The sequence below is a fragment of the Arthrobacter sp. SLBN-53 genome, from assembly GCF_006715585.1.
Taxonomy (GTDB): Bacteria; Actinomycetota; Actinomycetes; order Mycobacteriales; family Mycobacteriaceae; genus Mycobacterium; species Mycobacterium neoaurum_A.
This window is the reverse complement of sequence record NZ_VFNN01000001.1, coordinates 588,116-603,107: the sequence shown is the minus strand read 5'-3', so window position 1 is coordinate 603,107 and position 14,992 is coordinate 588,116. Positions and strand designations below refer to the sequence as shown.

The 14,992-nt window shown below is 64.7% G+C and carries 14 protein-coding genes; 4 read left to right on the top strand and 10 right to left on the bottom strand.

All coding sequences use genetic code 11. From position 1 onward, the window contains the following. Together FBY28_RS02965 and FBY28_RS02960 are read right to left on the bottom strand one after the other, a co-directional pair. Positions 1 to 672 carry a TetR family transcriptional regulator gene (locus tag FBY28_RS02965; RefSeq protein WP_011856878.1) on the bottom strand — a complete coding sequence of 224 codons (672 nt, stop codon included), beginning with the start codon at positions 670 to 672 and terminating at the stop codon, positions 1 to 3. Beyond that, the gene (locus tag FBY28_RS02960; RefSeq protein WP_216847471.1) at positions 669 to 1,064 is read right to left on the bottom strand and encodes a PaaI family thioesterase; all 396 of its coding nucleotides are present in this window, start codon (positions 1,062 to 1,064) and stop codon (positions 669 to 671) included. The genes FBY28_RS02965 and FBY28_RS02960 overlap by 4 nt, the downstream gene beginning before the upstream one ends. Before the next feature lie 219 nt (positions 1,065 to 1,283). Between FBY28_RS02960 and FBY28_RS02955 the strand changes: the two genes are divergently transcribed. Then, positions 1,284 to 1,976 carry a TetR/AcrR family transcriptional regulator gene (locus FBY28_RS02955; RefSeq protein WP_011856876.1) on the top strand — a complete coding sequence of 231 codons (693 nt, stop codon included), beginning with the start codon at positions 1,284 to 1,286 and terminating at the stop codon, positions 1,974 to 1,976. Between the two features lie 349 nt (positions 1,977 to 2,325). Here the strand turns inward: FBY28_RS02955 and FBY28_RS02950 are convergent, their stop codons facing one another. The 3 genes from FBY28_RS02950 to FBY28_RS02940 form a co-directional block, all read right to left on the bottom strand. After that, a complete protein-coding gene (locus FBY28_RS02950) occupies positions 2,326 to 3,456 on the bottom strand; it encodes a hypothetical protein (protein WP_216847470.1) in 1,131 nt (376 codons plus the stop codon). Positions 3,457 to 3,788: 332 nt separating this feature from the next. Beyond that, a complete protein-coding gene (locus FBY28_RS02945; RefSeq protein ID WP_141864143.1) occupies positions 3,789 to 4,121 on the bottom strand; it encodes a helix-turn-helix domain-containing protein in 333 nt (110 codons plus the stop codon). Further along, positions 4,111 to 5,238, bottom strand: coding sequence for a tyrosine-type recombinase/integrase (locus FBY28_RS02940; protein ID WP_046363131.1), 1,128 nt, complete (start codon positions 5,236 to 5,238; stop codon positions 4,111 to 4,113). Before FBY28_RS02940 ends, FBY28_RS02945 begins: the two co-directional genes overlap by 11 nt. A gap of 394 nt (positions 5,239 to 5,632) precedes the next feature. Here FBY28_RS02940 and FBY28_RS02935 point away from each other — a divergent pair, with 394 nt between their 5' ends. Further along, on the top strand, positions 5,633 to 6,100 hold the full coding sequence (locus tag FBY28_RS02935; RefSeq protein ID WP_216847469.1) for a hypothetical protein: 468 nt from the start codon (positions 5,633 to 5,635) through the stop codon (positions 6,098 to 6,100). 1,374 nt (positions 6,101 to 7,474) lie between these two features. Continuing rightward, complete coding sequence (gene ripC, locus FBY28_RS02925; RefSeq protein WP_141864141.1) at positions 7,475 to 8,566, top strand: peptidoglycan hydrolase RipC; 1,092 nt, start codon at positions 7,475 to 7,477, stop codon at positions 8,564 to 8,566. Between the two features lie 21 nt (positions 8,567 to 8,587). Here ripC and FBY28_RS02920 read toward each other — a convergent pair whose 3' ends face one another. After that, on the bottom strand, positions 8,588 to 9,385 hold the full coding sequence (locus FBY28_RS02920) for an alpha/beta fold hydrolase (RefSeq protein WP_030133898.1): 798 nt from the start codon (positions 9,383 to 9,385) through the stop codon (positions 8,588 to 8,590). 57 nt (positions 9,386 to 9,442) lie between these two features. Then, positions 9,443 to 10,186 (bottom strand): F510_1955 family glycosylhydrolase, encoded by a 744-nt coding sequence (locus FBY28_RS02915; RefSeq protein ID WP_216847468.1) that lies wholly within the window; start codon positions 10,184 to 10,186, stop codon positions 9,443 to 9,445. Between the two features lie 353 nt (positions 10,187 to 10,539). Between FBY28_RS02915 and FBY28_RS02910 the strand changes: the two genes are divergently transcribed. Next, positions 10,540 to 11,229 (top strand): DUF305 domain-containing protein, encoded by a 690-nt coding sequence (locus tag FBY28_RS02910; protein ID WP_141864138.1) that lies wholly within the window; start codon positions 10,540 to 10,542, stop codon positions 11,227 to 11,229. A 19-nt stretch (positions 11,230 to 11,248) separates the two neighbouring features. Here the strand turns inward: FBY28_RS02910 and FBY28_RS02905 are convergent, their stop codons facing one another. The 3 genes from FBY28_RS02905 to ripA all read right to left on the bottom strand — a co-directional run bounded on the left by FBY28_RS02905 (position 11,249) and on the right by ripA (position 14,963). Continuing rightward, positions 11,249 to 12,313 carry a HAMP domain-containing sensor histidine kinase gene (locus tag FBY28_RS02905; RefSeq protein WP_286177688.1) on the bottom strand — a complete coding sequence of 355 codons (1,065 nt, stop codon included), beginning with the start codon at positions 12,311 to 12,313 and terminating at the stop codon, positions 11,249 to 11,251. 116 nt (positions 12,314 to 12,429) lie between these two features. Beyond that, entirely contained in the window at positions 12,430 to 13,176 is a 747-nt protein-coding gene (locus FBY28_RS02900) for a response regulator (protein ID WP_216847466.1), read from the bottom strand. A gap of 410 nt (positions 13,177 to 13,586) precedes the next feature. Continuing rightward, entirely contained in the window at positions 13,587 to 14,963 is a 1,377-nt protein-coding gene (gene ripA / locus FBY28_RS02890; RefSeq protein ID WP_216847465.1) for an NlpC/P60 family peptidoglycan endopeptidase RipA, read from the bottom strand. Positions 14,964 to 14,992 lie beyond the last annotated feature (29 nt).

Below are 14,992 nucleotides of genomic sequence, written 5' to 3'. Positions count from 1 at the left end.
TTACCGGTAGACGGCTGGCCTAGCAGCGCTGGTCACGACGCGCCTGGTGGCTCGGTCAATGCGGTCGCGGGTGTCGGCGGCTGTCGCGCGGTGGCCGCTGAAGGCCACGAGGTTGGCCAGCCAGATGTCGGAGATGATCCCAGCCACGTGCAGATCGGTAGGAGTGGGCTCGCCGCCCCTGAGCGTGCGGGCCAGCAGGATCTGGATCTCATCGGCCGCGCGGTCGAGTTCCGCGGCGGCGCGGGTATCTGCGACTGCGAAGGCCCGTGTCATGGCCGTCGTCAGCCATGGGTCGCGCTGCCAGCGGTCATGCAGATGTGCGGTGAGCCGTTCGAGCCGTTCCAGCGGTGTGCCCTCACCACTCGCCCAGTCCCCGGCCGAGTCGAGTCGACGGAACTCGCGCGTCAGCGCTGCCACCAGCAAGTGGGTTTTCGCCGGGAAATAGCGGTAAAGCGTGCCGACGGCGATGCCGACCCGCTCGGCAACTGTCCGCATCTGAACCGCCTCGTAACCACCCGCCGCGGCCACGACCAAAGCTGCATCAAGAATGGTCTCCCGGCGCCGTGCGGACGCGCGTGAACGCGACGCGTTAGCGGCTCGCTTCTCTGCAGCGACCGAGTTCGCTTCCGAAGGCGGGGTTTTCCCGTGGCTGCGCGCCTGAGGGACAGTCATGACGGCTCCGGGTCGAGGCCGCCGCGGCGCGAGAACTGCTCCAGAAGATCGCCGAAAGCGCTGACATCGCCGTGTGCGGCGAAGTGCTCAGGGCTGACGACAATGAACACTGCACTGGCGGTGAAGCGGGCGATCCCACCCTCACCCGTGCCTGTCGCCGTGACATGCAGCGCCCGCCCTTCACGAGAGACGATGTGGGCAGTAATCCGGTGGGTCTGATGCAGCGGCACCGGCCGCAAATATTCGACCGTCAGGGTGCGGGTCACCGCCGGGGTTCCGGCGATCCACAACGTGAAGCCCAGGACGTCATCACATGCCGCGGCCACTGCCCCGCCATGGGCCAGGCCCGGGGCCCCGATATGGCGCTCATCGAACGTCACATCGGTGTACACCGCGTCGCCGCTACGATGCACCACCAACCGCAGTCCGTGGGGGTTGTCCGGGCCGCAACCCATGCATGTCGTGGTGTGCGAGGGCAGTCGCTCGGGCGGCAACAGGCTTTCGGGCACCGTCACCCTCCAATACGATCGGTTTCGCTGCGCTACCGTTAGTACCACACTGCTAGACTGCCGTGACAGCATCGCGTGAAGATCGACCGCCGAGGTGAACGAGTGAGCGACAGTCAGGCAGTGCCCGTCCCTGACGACGACGTGGACCCTCGGCTCATCCGGTCACGCACCCGGCTGCTGGATGCTGCGGCAACGCTACTGAGCACCGGTGGGGTGGAAGCGGTCACTATCGATGCCGTCACCAAAGCATCCAAAGTGGCCCGAACCACGCTGTACCGCCACTTCCACAGTTCGTCGCATTTACTGGCAGCCACGTTCGAACGCCTACTTCCACAAGTGACCACTCCGGCACCGACCAGCGGACCCCTCCGTGAGCAGCTGATCGAATTGCTCAGCCGCCAAGCCGCCCTTTTCAACGACGCACCGCTGCATGTCACGACACTCGCGTGGCTCTCATTGGGGCCCACCGGCTCCAATGCCCAAGCGGAAGACCGCCACACATCCGGGGCGCTACGGACCCGAGTTGTCGATCAATATCGTCAACCATTTGACGCCGTACTCACCAGCCCAAAAGCTCAAGCCGAACTCAACGACTTCGACCAGGAACTGGCGCTTTGCCAACTCGTCGGACCACTCGCCTTCGCCCGAATGACCGGGCTTCGCACTATCACTCACAATGACTGCGCGAACATCGTCGATGACTTTCTCGCCGCCCACCGCAACACCGACAGCGACGCCATAAAATCGAACATCGCCACCAAGAAGACGGGCCGCCCGGCGCGCTCAGCTCGCTAGGCACAACGAAATCACAATGTCGAGCCGGCTGGTCTTCGGGCCCTTTTCGCCTCTCGCAAATCGCGTCGGTGATGGCATCGAAGGACCATTCGTCGCCATCATCGGCGAGGCCGTACGCTGGTTTCCGTTCCACAGCGAGGTGCGGAGACTCGCAGCAGGGTAGTGAGCTACCCGAAGTGCAGGTCACCCGCGGTTCGGCGTCTCAGACGCTTGAGGGCGCGCAACTGCTTGAACCCGTTTCTCGATTGCTTGACTTGTGGCGAGGAGGATTGACAAAGAACAACTTTGACGAGAGCAGGCGAATCGTGGCCTCGGCGGCATGGAGTGGTTACGACATCGCTGTTGCGAGTTAGCTCCGCCTTCGATGCGGCATTGATCTGCCGCGTTCGGTGACGTAATCGGTCCAGTCGCGGGCGGCGAGTTTGGCCCAGGCGGCTGCGTTCTTGGTGGTGATCGCGAGCAGTTCGGCCAGCACGGGTGCGGGCATGTCGCTGGCGAGCTGGAAGAGGGCGGCTTTGCGATGTTCGTAGGGTTTCATCCCGACCGCGACGAGCTGGGTGCGGATGTTCTCGGTGGACAGGTGGGTGCCGGGAAGTCGGCCGGGGAACAGCCAGCCCGTATGGGATGGGGTGTAGCGGCTTTCGCATTGCTGCTCCAGATGCTCGCGGATGAGGTCGTCGAGTAGGGGAGGCATTTGGATGGGGATGGCGGCGAAGACGACATGCACGGCGTGATCGTCGGAGATCGAGATTTGGCTTGATCGCAGGGCGACGATGCGCGAAAGAGGTTGGGCGAACAACAATGTGAGCAGTCCCGCGATGCGGGTTTTGCGGCGGATTGTGTCGTCGTGCAGCAGCCGCCCGACGGCGGCCCACCGCTGGGAATCCGAGACGGTTACCGAGGGAGGTGACCGTGGCGGATCGGTGACCCTCAGTGTGGTGTTGATGCGGGATTGGCGTAGCCAGACGAGGAAGGCGTACTCGGCAGTGAGCGGCCTCCGGTGGAGCGCCTGGTAGCGCTCCAGCATCTCCTGTGTCGCTGTCGCCGGAGTGGCGTCGTGGGTGTGCAGAAACGCCATGAACTGAATCGCCACGCGGACGCGACGACGGCAGGCATCGGTCATCGATCTCGTCAGCCGGTTCTCGTGGGAGGCCTTGCGCATCTGGCGCAGTACATGCCAATGCGCGAATCGGCGAACGATGGCGGCGTCTTCGGCCGGAAGCTCGGCTACAACGTCCTCGATCCAGGGCAGCATCCGTTCGACGCGGATGTCGATCGGGCCCAGAACGCCGACCGCGACCAGGAGGCTGCGCAAGTAATCGTGGGCTCGGTCCGAGGGAAGATCGCTGAAGGTGTCGTGGCTGATTTCACGCGTTCCGCAGGCCATGTCGCGAAGGAGCTGCGGGCCGGTACCGGGCTTCTTTCGCAGCCACCAGAGCACCGTCTGTGGGCGGTCGGCGTTGATCAGTTCGTCGAACACGGGCCGTAGTCGGTGATGAATCGTGCCGCTGATCGGGTCGGTGAGCAGCTCGGTGAGGCGCTCGCGTAGGAAGCAGCGGGCGCATCGGTAGAACCCGTAGGGGTGTTCTTCGCGGCCGCATTCGCTGCAGGTGAAGATCGATGCGACACCGGCGCAGGAGGCGCACACGATGGCATCGTCGAGCTGCCACGCCAGTGGCCGCACGGTCTCACACCGCGGGCATTTCTCGGGGTGATAGTGCCGTCTGCGACGGCATGCGACACAGATGCGACGCCCGTGCGTCAGTGGGGTTAGCCGGATGGTGCTTGCACACTCCCAGCAGGCCCGCTGAGTCACTGGTTGTCGTGGGGGCGGCGGATGGTGGCGCGGATGGGTCGCAGGTCGCCGATGCCGGGTCCGCTGTCGCTGACCGCGGGCGCCTCACGGACTTGTTCGGCGACGAGCTCGAGCAGGTCGTTGGGCGTGCACGACAAGATGTCGCAGAGGGCGGCGAGCAGGTCGAGATTGATGCGCTGCGGGGGCTTGGTCGCGATCCGGTGCACCATCTGTCGGGAGATCTCCACGCCACGCTCGTGCAGCGGTGCGACAAGGTCGGTGGTGGCGAACATTCCGTTCTGGGCCATCAGCTGACGCAGGTTCCACCGCAGCACGGTCCTAGTGCTCATCTCCGCCTTCACCTGTCGTCGTGGATGATCCGTAGACGCGGCGCAGCGCCGCCTGCAGTGTTTTGGTCTTGAAGTCGTCGGACACCGAGGTATAGATCGCGGTGGTCGAGGCATACGAGTGCCCCACCTGTTCGGTGACGAACCGCTCCGGATAACCGAACTCGATCAGATGGGTGACATAGGAGTGCCGCAGGCAGTGCAAGGTGAGCTCGGCAGGCAGTCCCGCTTGCACCCGTGCGACGGCGAATCGCCTATCCATGGTCTTGGTCGCCACGCGCCGTCGACGCTCGGTCAGCCAGAGCTCTTGACGGTTCCCGGGGCTGAGGAGTGGGCGGCCGTGGTCGACCCATTGGCGCAGTCCGTCGATCACCCAGTCGAACTCCGGAACGGCGAGCACGGTGCGACGCCTGGGAGAGCTGCCGCGACGTGATTTGGCGTAGCGAACGTGGACGGCGCCGAACGTGCCCCAGGCCGGCATCCGCGAGTTCGGACGCAGGTCGGCGAGATCGAGATAGCACAGCTCGCGGCGGCGTAAACCGAAGGCGTAGGCCGTCTTGATCATCTGTGCGTCGCGCAGCGCCGCGAACGCGCCTTTGTTCCTGGACCGAGCGAGAACATCGACGCGATCATCGAGGAAATCGAACAATGTTTCCAGTTCGTCGTAGGTGAACGGGCGACGCGCGGGCTTGCCCTCGTAGTCGACCAGATGCGCGGCGGTGTTGTAGTCGTGACAGACCTGCGATGGGATCCGTCCGAACCTGTTCTCGCATTGCGCGATCCAACCGTAGCGGCTATCGAGTAGGTAGTCGCAGAACATCCGCAACGACATGTGATAGCCGCGAATGGTCGACGGTGCTTTGCGTTCCGGGCCCGACATCAAAGCGGCCGTGAAGTCTTCGACATCGCCGGCAGTCCAGTCCCACGGAGGCGCCCCGGCGAACTCTGCGAACCGCCGCACCAACGCCAGCCGCGGCTCGATCGTGGCCTCAGCAGCGAGTAGCCGAGACGCCTGTTGACGACCCCACCCAGACAGCATCGCTTCGAAGACTGCGCTGGCCTCGTCCAGGTGAACCACGCCCGAGGCAAGAACCAAGTGCGCCGACCCCGGAACGCTCACAAGAGAACCTCCATCTATCGTCAACTTAGAGTTGTCAATGACAACCGCAAGTTACCACACCTGCGAGCGAAATCCGTCTACCAGGAGGAACACGAAAGTGGTTCAATGAAGCGCATCCGGCGCTGGTCCCATGCGCCAGATATACGCGTCAACTTCAGGTTGATTCGCGACCTTCCACCCCTAAATGCAAGAGGTGTGTTGGCTTTGAGGGAACGCAGAAGCAGGGGTGATGGCGAGGCAGCTGGGGTACGGCGGCGGGGTGGCGGTCAGGCGGAGGGTGAATGTCGGGCGAGGTGTGGCATTGGTTCTTCAGGCGCGCCGGCAAAAATTGGTGGACAGCGAATGTGGCTGTGGTGGTGGCCGTCACGCCTCGGTTGCTCCTAGTGTCGCGGTCATGACAGCTGCAGGAACGTCCAAGGTGGAAGCCCGGCGACGAGCGCGCGAGGCGACCAGGCGCGCCAACGAGGCCCGCGCGGCTCGGGAGAAGGCGAACATCGAGAACGCGGCGAACTACATGGTGGCCAAGGCTCGGCTGGCCGAGATCGACGCCTGGGAGACCGAACGGTTGGCCGCGGTGACCGAACTGGTACGCGCCGAGGCCACCAAGCGGCGTGCCGGCACTCGGGCCGCGGCCGGCGCGGCAATCAGGCTGTTGCGGGAAAGTGGTGAGACGCTGACGACGATCGCTGAACTGACCGGCGACGGTCTCGGCGAAGTCAGGGCCATGCTGAGGCACGCACCGAAGATCGAGAAGCGCACGGCGAGAAAGGGTTCGCATGCACTAGGCGGCTTTGGTGTTGTCGGTCCGTCAGAAGGCCCCGGCGGCGGAGCTACAGACAATCCCGAGGCGGCCTCGGCGTGACAACTACGTTGACGGTCGGCAATGGGCTGACAACGTGGAGCACGGGAGGCGTGACCACCCGGCCGCGGTGCGCGGCGCGCGACGGCTCCCGCCAGGAGCAGCACGGTGCTGGCGGGGCAGTGATGAGCAGACCGACGTGCGTTGAGGAACCACACCTGGCAGCGGTCAGCTCCTGGTCCACGGTGGCCGGCCTGTGGTGTCTTCGAACGCCGATTTGGCCGCGCCGCGTGTTGGTGTTGGTCGAGGGCCAGGAGAAGCGCAGGCCAACTCATCGTCGGTCGACGGCTGCACGCCCCCGAATGTGCGCTACGAGAGTCACGCGGTTGCAGCCCAATGCCTTCAGACTGCATATCTGGACCGGGGCGATCGGCAAGAAACGCTTACGGCCTCTTTTTGACCCGCGACGGCGCGGGGTTCTGCGTGCGTCCGCGTCAGTACGCGTTGGCGATCGGCATCGGAAGCATGGCCGTGAGAGTGCTGGGTTTGCACGAGTGCCGGTGTGCGTGAAGATCGCGGCTGACCCAGCGCGTCGTTTCGAGCTCCCAGGGCGACAACAGGGTGCGGGTGGCGCGAATGTGTCGCGGCGGCCGGCATGCGGTGCGGCGCTTCGCTAGTCGCGGCGTGCGGCGCGCATGATCGGTGGCGCTGCGCGATGCGATGCGGCACGACTGGGATGCCGCCGCGGTGCAGGCGGCGCTGCTTGGCGCCCAGCCCACACCGTGGCAAGCAATTGCGGTCGCTGATGTGGTCTCCTGCGGTCTCGGCGGGAACGCCCTGGGCGGTGCTAGACGGGCCGTGGCGGCGGTTGTCGCAACGTCGAGCCGAGGAAGCTGGAACGGTCGACGCGAGGCTTGCGCTGGGGCGCTCAGCCGCGCTGGAGGACCACCGCGGTGGGGGCGGCTCCGTGGGGCGTCGAGCCACGGCCAGGGCGGCGACGCCGGCTATCCGGGCACAGCAGTGTGGCGCGCATCGTCTCTCGACGAAGATCGTCGATGTAAACACGCAGCGAGTTGCTGAAGCTCAGCAGGGTAAGGCGGCGGTCGGCCCCGCCTTGTTGCCCAGCTGGTTTAGGGACAGACCAGTTGTCTGGTGGATGCTGACCGAGGTGGATGGCAGCCGCGGACCCCAGGTCAAACGTGCGATGGGGGACAGTCGAGAGAACGGGTCCACGCACAGCTGGTGCGACAGTCCGGAGACCCAACTCGGCCATGTCTCGTAATCGCGGCGCGCGGTACATGAGGGGTGTCGAGACCTCAAGAAGAGGGCCGTCGCCCCGTTGTTGCCGGCTGGACAGCAGCCCGGCGACCTCGTAACCTAACCGTGACCTACGTACCTGCTACGTACTTTCGTACCTCACCGAAGGTTTCCGCTGTTGTGACTTTGCCTGTGCTTGAGGCCCCATCGCGCGCGCTGGGTAAACGGCTCGCCTTCATCTTGGCGGCGATCGGTATTGTTGCTGCGCTTCTGGCGACCGACGTGAACGCTGAGCCTGCGGCTGATGCGCTTGCCGAACTGACCGAATTATCGCGTGTTGCTGAGCAGACCACAGAGCAGATTCACACCGCGCAAATCGACCTCGACGAGAAGCTCGCCGCTCAGCAGGTCGCGGAGAAAAAGGCGGCCTCTGATCGTGCGACCGTCGATGTGGCGTCGGCCGATCTGGCGACGTATCAGGCTGCAGTCGATGAGCTGGCCGCCTCTGCATACATGGGTGGCCGTACCGACACCTTGGCGGCGGCATTGACGGCAACGTCTCCCCAGGACCTCATAGATCAGCTGGCGGTCCAGAAGACGGTTGCCTCGGAGCTGACTGTGCAAATGGCCGCGTTCCGATCGGCGAGTACGCGTGCAGCCGCAGCCGCAGATCAGTCTTCGAAGTCGGCAGCACAAGCACGGATCGCGTCCGACGAGGCCGCGGCGGTGCGAACGGACCTCGATGCCAAACAACGCCGAATGCAGGAGCAGATTGCTGCCGTGCAGGCTCGCTACGAGGCTCTGACGCCTGATCAGCGGGCCATCTTGGCCGATCCGGGGCCGCCGCCCCCACCGCTGCCGCCGTCCTCGCCGTCGAACGATCCAAGCATCGTGGCCATGCCGGGCCCGGCCGGCGGCGAACCCTTCGGGGGCGGAACTGCGGTCGTGCAAGCTGCCCTGACACGGGTGGGATCACCGTATTCGTGGGGCGCCACAGGCCCGGATGCGTTCGATTGCTCAGGGCTGATCAAGTGGGCGTTCCTGCAGAACGGGAAGTCGTTGCCCCGGTCAAGTCAAGCGCTCGCGCAGGGCGGGCAGGCGGTGGCTGTTTCTGATATGCAGCCCGGTGACATCGTGACCTTTTATGGTGATGTCTCTCATGCGGGGATTTACATCGGTGACGGGATGATGGTTCACGCGTCCACGTTCGGAACGCCGGTGAAAGTCGCGCCGATCTCTTCCGCACCAATTCACAACGTCCGGCGGTACTAGGCCGCCGCCGCGGCGCTGGCGTCAATCGTTGAAGAAACGGGTGGTGATCTGGGTCCATTCGCGGATCTCGTCGATGGTGTGTGCGACGTGCAGGGTCGAGTCGGGGATCAGATCAGCGAGGCGCTCGGCGGTAGAGATCGGGTGCAGGGGGTCGGTGTCCCAGGCCAGGACCAGAGTGGGCTGGCGGATCTGGGTGAGTTGATCAGGGTCGGGTAGGTCGGAGGAGCCAACCCCGCGCATGGCGGCGGAGACCACATCGTCGTCGACGCCGGGTTCGAACTTGCCTTGCCGGTAGTTGGCGAAGATCGGCAGTGGGGGAGCGTCGGCCCATTGTTGTCGCCACGCGGTTGGTCCAATGGAGTCGATGAGGTCAGCGGTGTCGAAGTACCACTGGCGCGTTTGTTGGGGCCCTGTTTCCCAGGCGACGGGAGGGATCACCAGCGCCAGCCGCCTGAATCGGCGAGGAGCGTTGAGGGCGGCATGCAGTGCAGCAGCGGCTCCGAGCGAGGATCCGGCGAAATCGATGGGTTCGTCGAGGCCGGCCGCGTCCAGGACGCGCAGGAGGTCGTTGGCTGCTTGCTCGAAGCGATAGTCCTCGGGTTCTGGGCGGCCCGGTGATGCGCCGTGTCCGCGCTGGTCGTAGGTGATCAGGTGGCGGCCCTCGGCGATAGCGTCGACGTCGAAGATGCCCAGGCCGCGCACGATCTGCCGGCTCATGAGCACGCCGTGCCCATAGCCAATCGGTACCGTGTTGGGGGGTCCGCTGAGCTGGTAGGCGATGGTGGCGCCATCGGTGATGAGATGGTGGTCATCCGGCATTGCGGCTCCTCAGATGCGTTGGTGCGACGTTCCGCGGGGGTTTCGGTTGTTGGCCGTCTATTCCACAGCGGTGAGGACGTTCACCGTGGCACCGTCGTCGGTGGAGGTGTAGATGGCGGTATCTGTGGCGATGTAGACCTGGCCGTCGCCGGCGGCGAGAAGGGCCTGAGGTTTGGCGCTGAGGGTGTGTCGTGGTTGCCAGGTCTGCCCGTTGTCGGTGCTGGTGTAGAGGGTTCCTTGGAGGTCGACCCCGAGCAGGGGGCCGCGCTGGGGCCAGCTGACGAGTGCCAGTGCCGGTGTATCGGTGATTGCGGCGAATGTCATTGCGCCGTCGTTGCTTCGGAGGAGCCCTTGGGGTGTGGCCGCGAGGATCTCGTCGGCGTCCGCGGGTGATACTGCGAGGTCGGAGGCAGGGATTTCTGCACGCCGCTGCCAGGACTTCTGATCGAGGCTGACCATCACCGTGCCCGACTGGCTGTCGTGACCATAGACCCGCCCGTGGCGGTACTCGAGTGCATGAAAATCGGCGCTGCCGTGCAGCGACAGAGATTCCCAGGATTGGCCGGCGTCGCTGCTCTTGATCAGGCCCAAATGTGGTGGTTGTTGACGGTCAGCCGGATCGGGGTGGCCGCTGGCCAAGAATTCGTCGGGCCCGGTGACGGTGAAGCCCATGAAGTCCTGGATGAGATCGCCGACTCGCTGTGGCGCCTGATCGGTCTCTGCCGTGTAGAGGCCGTAATGAGTTGCCACATAGAGGGTTTCATCGGACGGATTGATGCCAAGACCGTGGATATGCACCATCCCCGGCTCTATCGCGGGTGCCGCGCTGCCGGGGGCGTTCGACGAACACCCCGCAGCCAGGGCTCCGGTCAGAATTGCGACGATGAACCTACGGAGCTGCACACTGACACCTTCCGATCACGGACAATCTACGTAGTGCAATAGTAGATGGGTGGCATGGGGCACCGCCGCGATGCCGGTTCGGAGCCCTGGGCGGCGCAGCGGGTACCGGCGGGTCGTGAAGGCGTCTTCATCAAATCTTCATCGGAACACGAACCGACCCATATGCGAAGTCCTGAAGCTGGAATGAGGCGGCGAGAGCGCTCGCTGCGTAGACGCTTGGCGTCACGAAGATGTGTGAGAAAGGATGTGCGATGCAGCACAAGCGATTTGGAGTTGGGGTGGCGGCGTTGGCGGTGTCGGCCCTGTTCGTCGGCGCCTGTTCGAATGCGGCAACAGACTCTCAGTCATCGGCCAGCAGCACCTCGGCGGCAGCATCGGCATCGCCGAGTGCTGCGAGCAGCGACGCTACCCACAACGACGCTGATGTGACGTTTGCCCAAGGCATGATTCCTCATCATCGGCAGGCGATCGAGATGAGCGACATGCTTCTCGGCAAGCAGGGCATCGATCCCGAGCTCATCTCGTTGGCGAACGAAATCAAGAACGCACAAGGCCCTGAGATCGAGACGATGCAGGGCTGGCTTCAGGAGTGGGGAGCGTCGTCCTCGCCTGCACCTGCGCCGACTAGCACCGCAATGCCTGGCCACAATATGCCGGGCCACCAGATGCCTAGCGGCGATATGGGCGACATGCCTGGCATGGGTGGTGGCGGCCACGGCATGATGTCTGAAGCCGACATGGCTGCGCTGCAGAACGCGCAGGGTGCGGAGGCGAGCCGACTTTTCTTGACGCAGATGATCGCCCATCACAAGGGTGCAATCATGATGGCGCAGGAGGAGATTGAAATTGGCCAGTTCCCGGCGGCGGTGGAGATGGCGCGAGCCATCGTGTCCTCTCAGCAAGCGGAGATCGACACGATGCAGGGAATGCTGGACAAGTAACAGCTCAGAGGCACGACGGTCAGGTCCGCGCTGAGGCACCCGTGACAGGGAACTCGTCGGCGCGTACCTGAGCAGTGGGTAGGTCGACGGTGAATGTTGCGCCGGCGCCCAGTCCGGCGCTCGCTACGGAAATGGATCCGTCGTGGGCCTGGACCAGCGCTTTGGCGATGGCGAGCCCTAGACCGGCGCCGCCGTGCTCGCGGTCGCGGGCGGCGTCTGCCCGATAGAACCGTTCGAACAGTCGGGTGAGGTGCTCGGGGGCAATTCCTTCACCGGTGTCGGCGACGGCGATTCTCAACCGGTCGCCGTCGCGGACACAGTTGACGTAGACCGAACCGCCGGACGGTGTGTGCCGCAGCGCATTGTCCAGCAGATTGCCCAGGACTTGGGAGAGCCTCTGCTCGTCGGCCCACAGCGGCGGCAGCGCCTGCTGGAGGCGTAGGCGTAGTGCAACCCCTTTGGTGTCGTAGCGTTCCTGGGCCGCGGCGACGGATTGGCGCGTCAAGCGGTCGACGTCAATCGTGGCGTACGACATGGAAACCGAGCTCTCCTCGGCCTTGGCCAGCGCCGCGACATCATCGGAGAACCGCACCAGCCGGCGGGTCTGGTCGCGCAGCATGGCCGCCGTCTGCGGAGTCAAAGTACGCACCCCGTCTTCGAGGGCTTCGATGTAGGCCTCCAGTACCGCGACCGGTGTGCGGATTTCGTGCGCTAGGTCTCCGAATAGTCGCTGTCGTGTCGAATCAACCGCTTGGAGACGGGAAGCCATCTGATTGAAGGCGGTCGAAAGCGCGTCGAAATCGTCGCCGAGGCGCGGCGATGACACACGAATCTCGTAATTTCCTTGAGCGACATCGGTGGCGGCGGAGGCGACCTCGGTGATGGACCGTTGGAGCCGTCGACTGACGTAGAAGCTGACGGCGAGCGCGGCTAACGCCGACACCGCCAGGGCGCCCCCGATGGACATGACCGTGGCGTAGCCGTAGGCCTCCTCGGCATGCACTTCCTCCGGCGAGTCCATCGGCACGCCCGCGAGGTGAAGGTGCTCACGAAACAGGGGTGGGCCAACGACGGCGGCCACCACTGCGGTCGTCGCGGCCCCAGCGACCAACACGATGGCTTGGGCTGCCAGCAGCCGCATGCCGATACCAGGGCGACCCCAGCGTCGACGTCGGCCAGGTGTGGGTGCAGGTGGGGGAGTCACTGTCCGGTTCCCATCCGGTATCCGACTCCTCGCACGGTGGCGATGTAGCGGGGAGAGGCTGCGTCGTCGCCGAGTTTGCGCCGTAGATGGCCGATGTGGACGTCGACGAGATGCTCGTTGCCGACCCAGGGTCCGTCGCGCACGATTTCAAGTAGTTGTCGCCGACTGAGCACATTGCCTGGCCGGCCGGAGAGAGCTTCGAGAATGTCGAATTCAGTGCGAGTCAACACGATTCGTTCGTCGTCGATGCCTACCTCGCGGGCGGCGACATCGATGCTCAGCGCGCCGAAGCGACGAGGTGGCGTGAGTTCAGTTTCGGCGGTAGTGGTAGCTGATTGCAGGACGCGGGGTCGACGCAGCATGGCGCGAATGCGCGCGACGAGTTCGCGTGGGCTGAAGGGTTTGGTGATGTAGTCGTCGGCGCCGACCGTGAGGCCGAGGACTGTGTCGATTTCGGTGTCGCGGGCGGTGAGCATGACGATGTAGGCATCGGAGAATGTGCGTAGCTGTCTGCAGACTTCCAGTCCGTCGATGCCGGGTAGGCCGATGTCGAGGATGACGACATCGGGGTCAAGGTCGCGGGCGATGGCGATCGCGTCGACGCCGTTAGCGGCCACGACTGCCTCGAACTGCTCGCGTTCTAGATAGCTGGCCACCACTTCGGCCAGGGGAAGTTCGTCGTCGACGACCAGGGCGCGGTATCCCTTTGCCTGCTCAGGCGGTGTACCCGGATGGTGCTCCATGGTCATCATGGTGCCTGCTGACACGGGTGCGGCGGCACGCGACTGCCGGAGCGGCGGCGATCTTCAGCAGATCTTTATCAGACTCATACCGATTGCGTCCTGGAAGCGGGAGACGCTCACTGTGGAGGTGGGCTTGACATGCGCTGGCTGATGGACGTCTGCCCGGACAGTCTCGGATGGGAAGTGTGGCTGATCCTGTGCGCCGTCATTGTCGTGCTGTGGGCCGCTGCTATTGCCGGCGCGACGGCCCTGTTTCAGGCTTCTGGGCGGCCGTGCCGCAGCGAGCGGCGTAAGCCACCGGAGGAACGCGCACCGGCAGCCTCTCCGGAGGGGACTGACCCACCAGAGGCGCACGTGCCCATGGCTCGCCGCGAGGTGTTAGTACTCGATCAAGCGCGTGACGTAGGGCGTCATGCCGGAGGTGCGTACGGGGAGATTTTGACCACTGATCCGGTGAAGGGAGCTTCGATCATCATGCCGTCGCCGAGGTACATGGCTTCGTGCTGGCTGGCGTTGGGGCCGTAGAAGATGAGGTCACCGCGTTGCATCTGCGATGACGGTACTTTGCGGCCGGCGTTGTATTGCGATCCGGAGTAGTGGTCGAGTTTGATGCCCACGCCGGCGAAGGCGTACAGCATGAGGCCGGAGCAGTCGAAGCCGACGGTGCCGGCTCCTTGATCGATTCCCCGAGCTGGTCCGTTGGCGTTGCCACCGCCCCATGAGTAGGGAACGCCGAGCTGGGACATGGCGCGTCGGATCACGAATTCGGAGGCCTGGCGGCCGTACAGGCGCGGGATGCGTCCGTTGGTGATGCCGGGATCGGCGGCGGCGGTCGCTGGGGAGAGGATGCCCAGTTTGACGAGGAAGTTTCGACCCATGTCGGCGGTGAGCTGCAGCGAGGTCGCCATGATTTTGAGGACGGCGTTGATGATGGCTATCGGATCGCTGGCCACGTTGGCGCTGGGCACCATCGGCAGCGTGGTGTCCCATTGGCCGGTGCCCGGGCTGTCGGCTGGTGTCGGGGTGGAGCGGTCCCATTGGCCGCTCGGGGCCACGGTGGTACCGGTTTGCGCGGCCGTGGGCTGGTTGGTGGTGGCAGCGACCGGCCGCGCAGCAGTGAGTCGGGTTTGGGCGGAGTCGCGTTCGGCGGCCAACCGGGTGAGGTCGGACTGCTGATCGGTGAATGCGTTTTGCGCGGCAATGAGTTCGGCGACTGCACCGTCTTGTCGTCGTTGCGCGTCGGCTGCTGCTGCGTCGGCGTCCAGGCGGGCCTGCTTGGCGGCTGAGAGTCTGTTGGCGCGTTCGGTCTGGCTTCGGCGAAGATCGTCTTTGACGCTGTTGAAGGCGATGAGATAGGTCTGCTGCGTCGATGCTGCTGAGAGGATGTCTTCGGAGCTAGTTGCCAGCGGCAGTGCGCGGGAAGGACCGTTCATGTAGGTGGAGGCGGCGAACTCATCGAAACGCTGCTGCGTGGCGTCGATGGCGCTCTGGCTGTCGGCGAGTGCTTTTTCGCTGTCGGCGAGTCTGCTGTGCGCCTCGGAGACCGCCTCGCGGGCAGCGGCAAGCTCCACCAGGGCCCGATTGACGCTCTCCTGTTGGTGTTGGATGTCCGCGCCGATGTCGGCGACGTGCTGGTTGGCTTCGGCGACGGCGGCGACAAGTCCTGCGACCGTTTCGTTGTCACCATCAGGTTCGCTTCCGTGCCCGGCTGTGGCGATCCCCGAGGGGTGAAGCACCAGCATTGACGCCAGCGCCCCAGCGGTGAGAAGCGACGTGAAGCGCTGCATCAGTTCTCCTGTGGGGTGGCTGCCGGTGG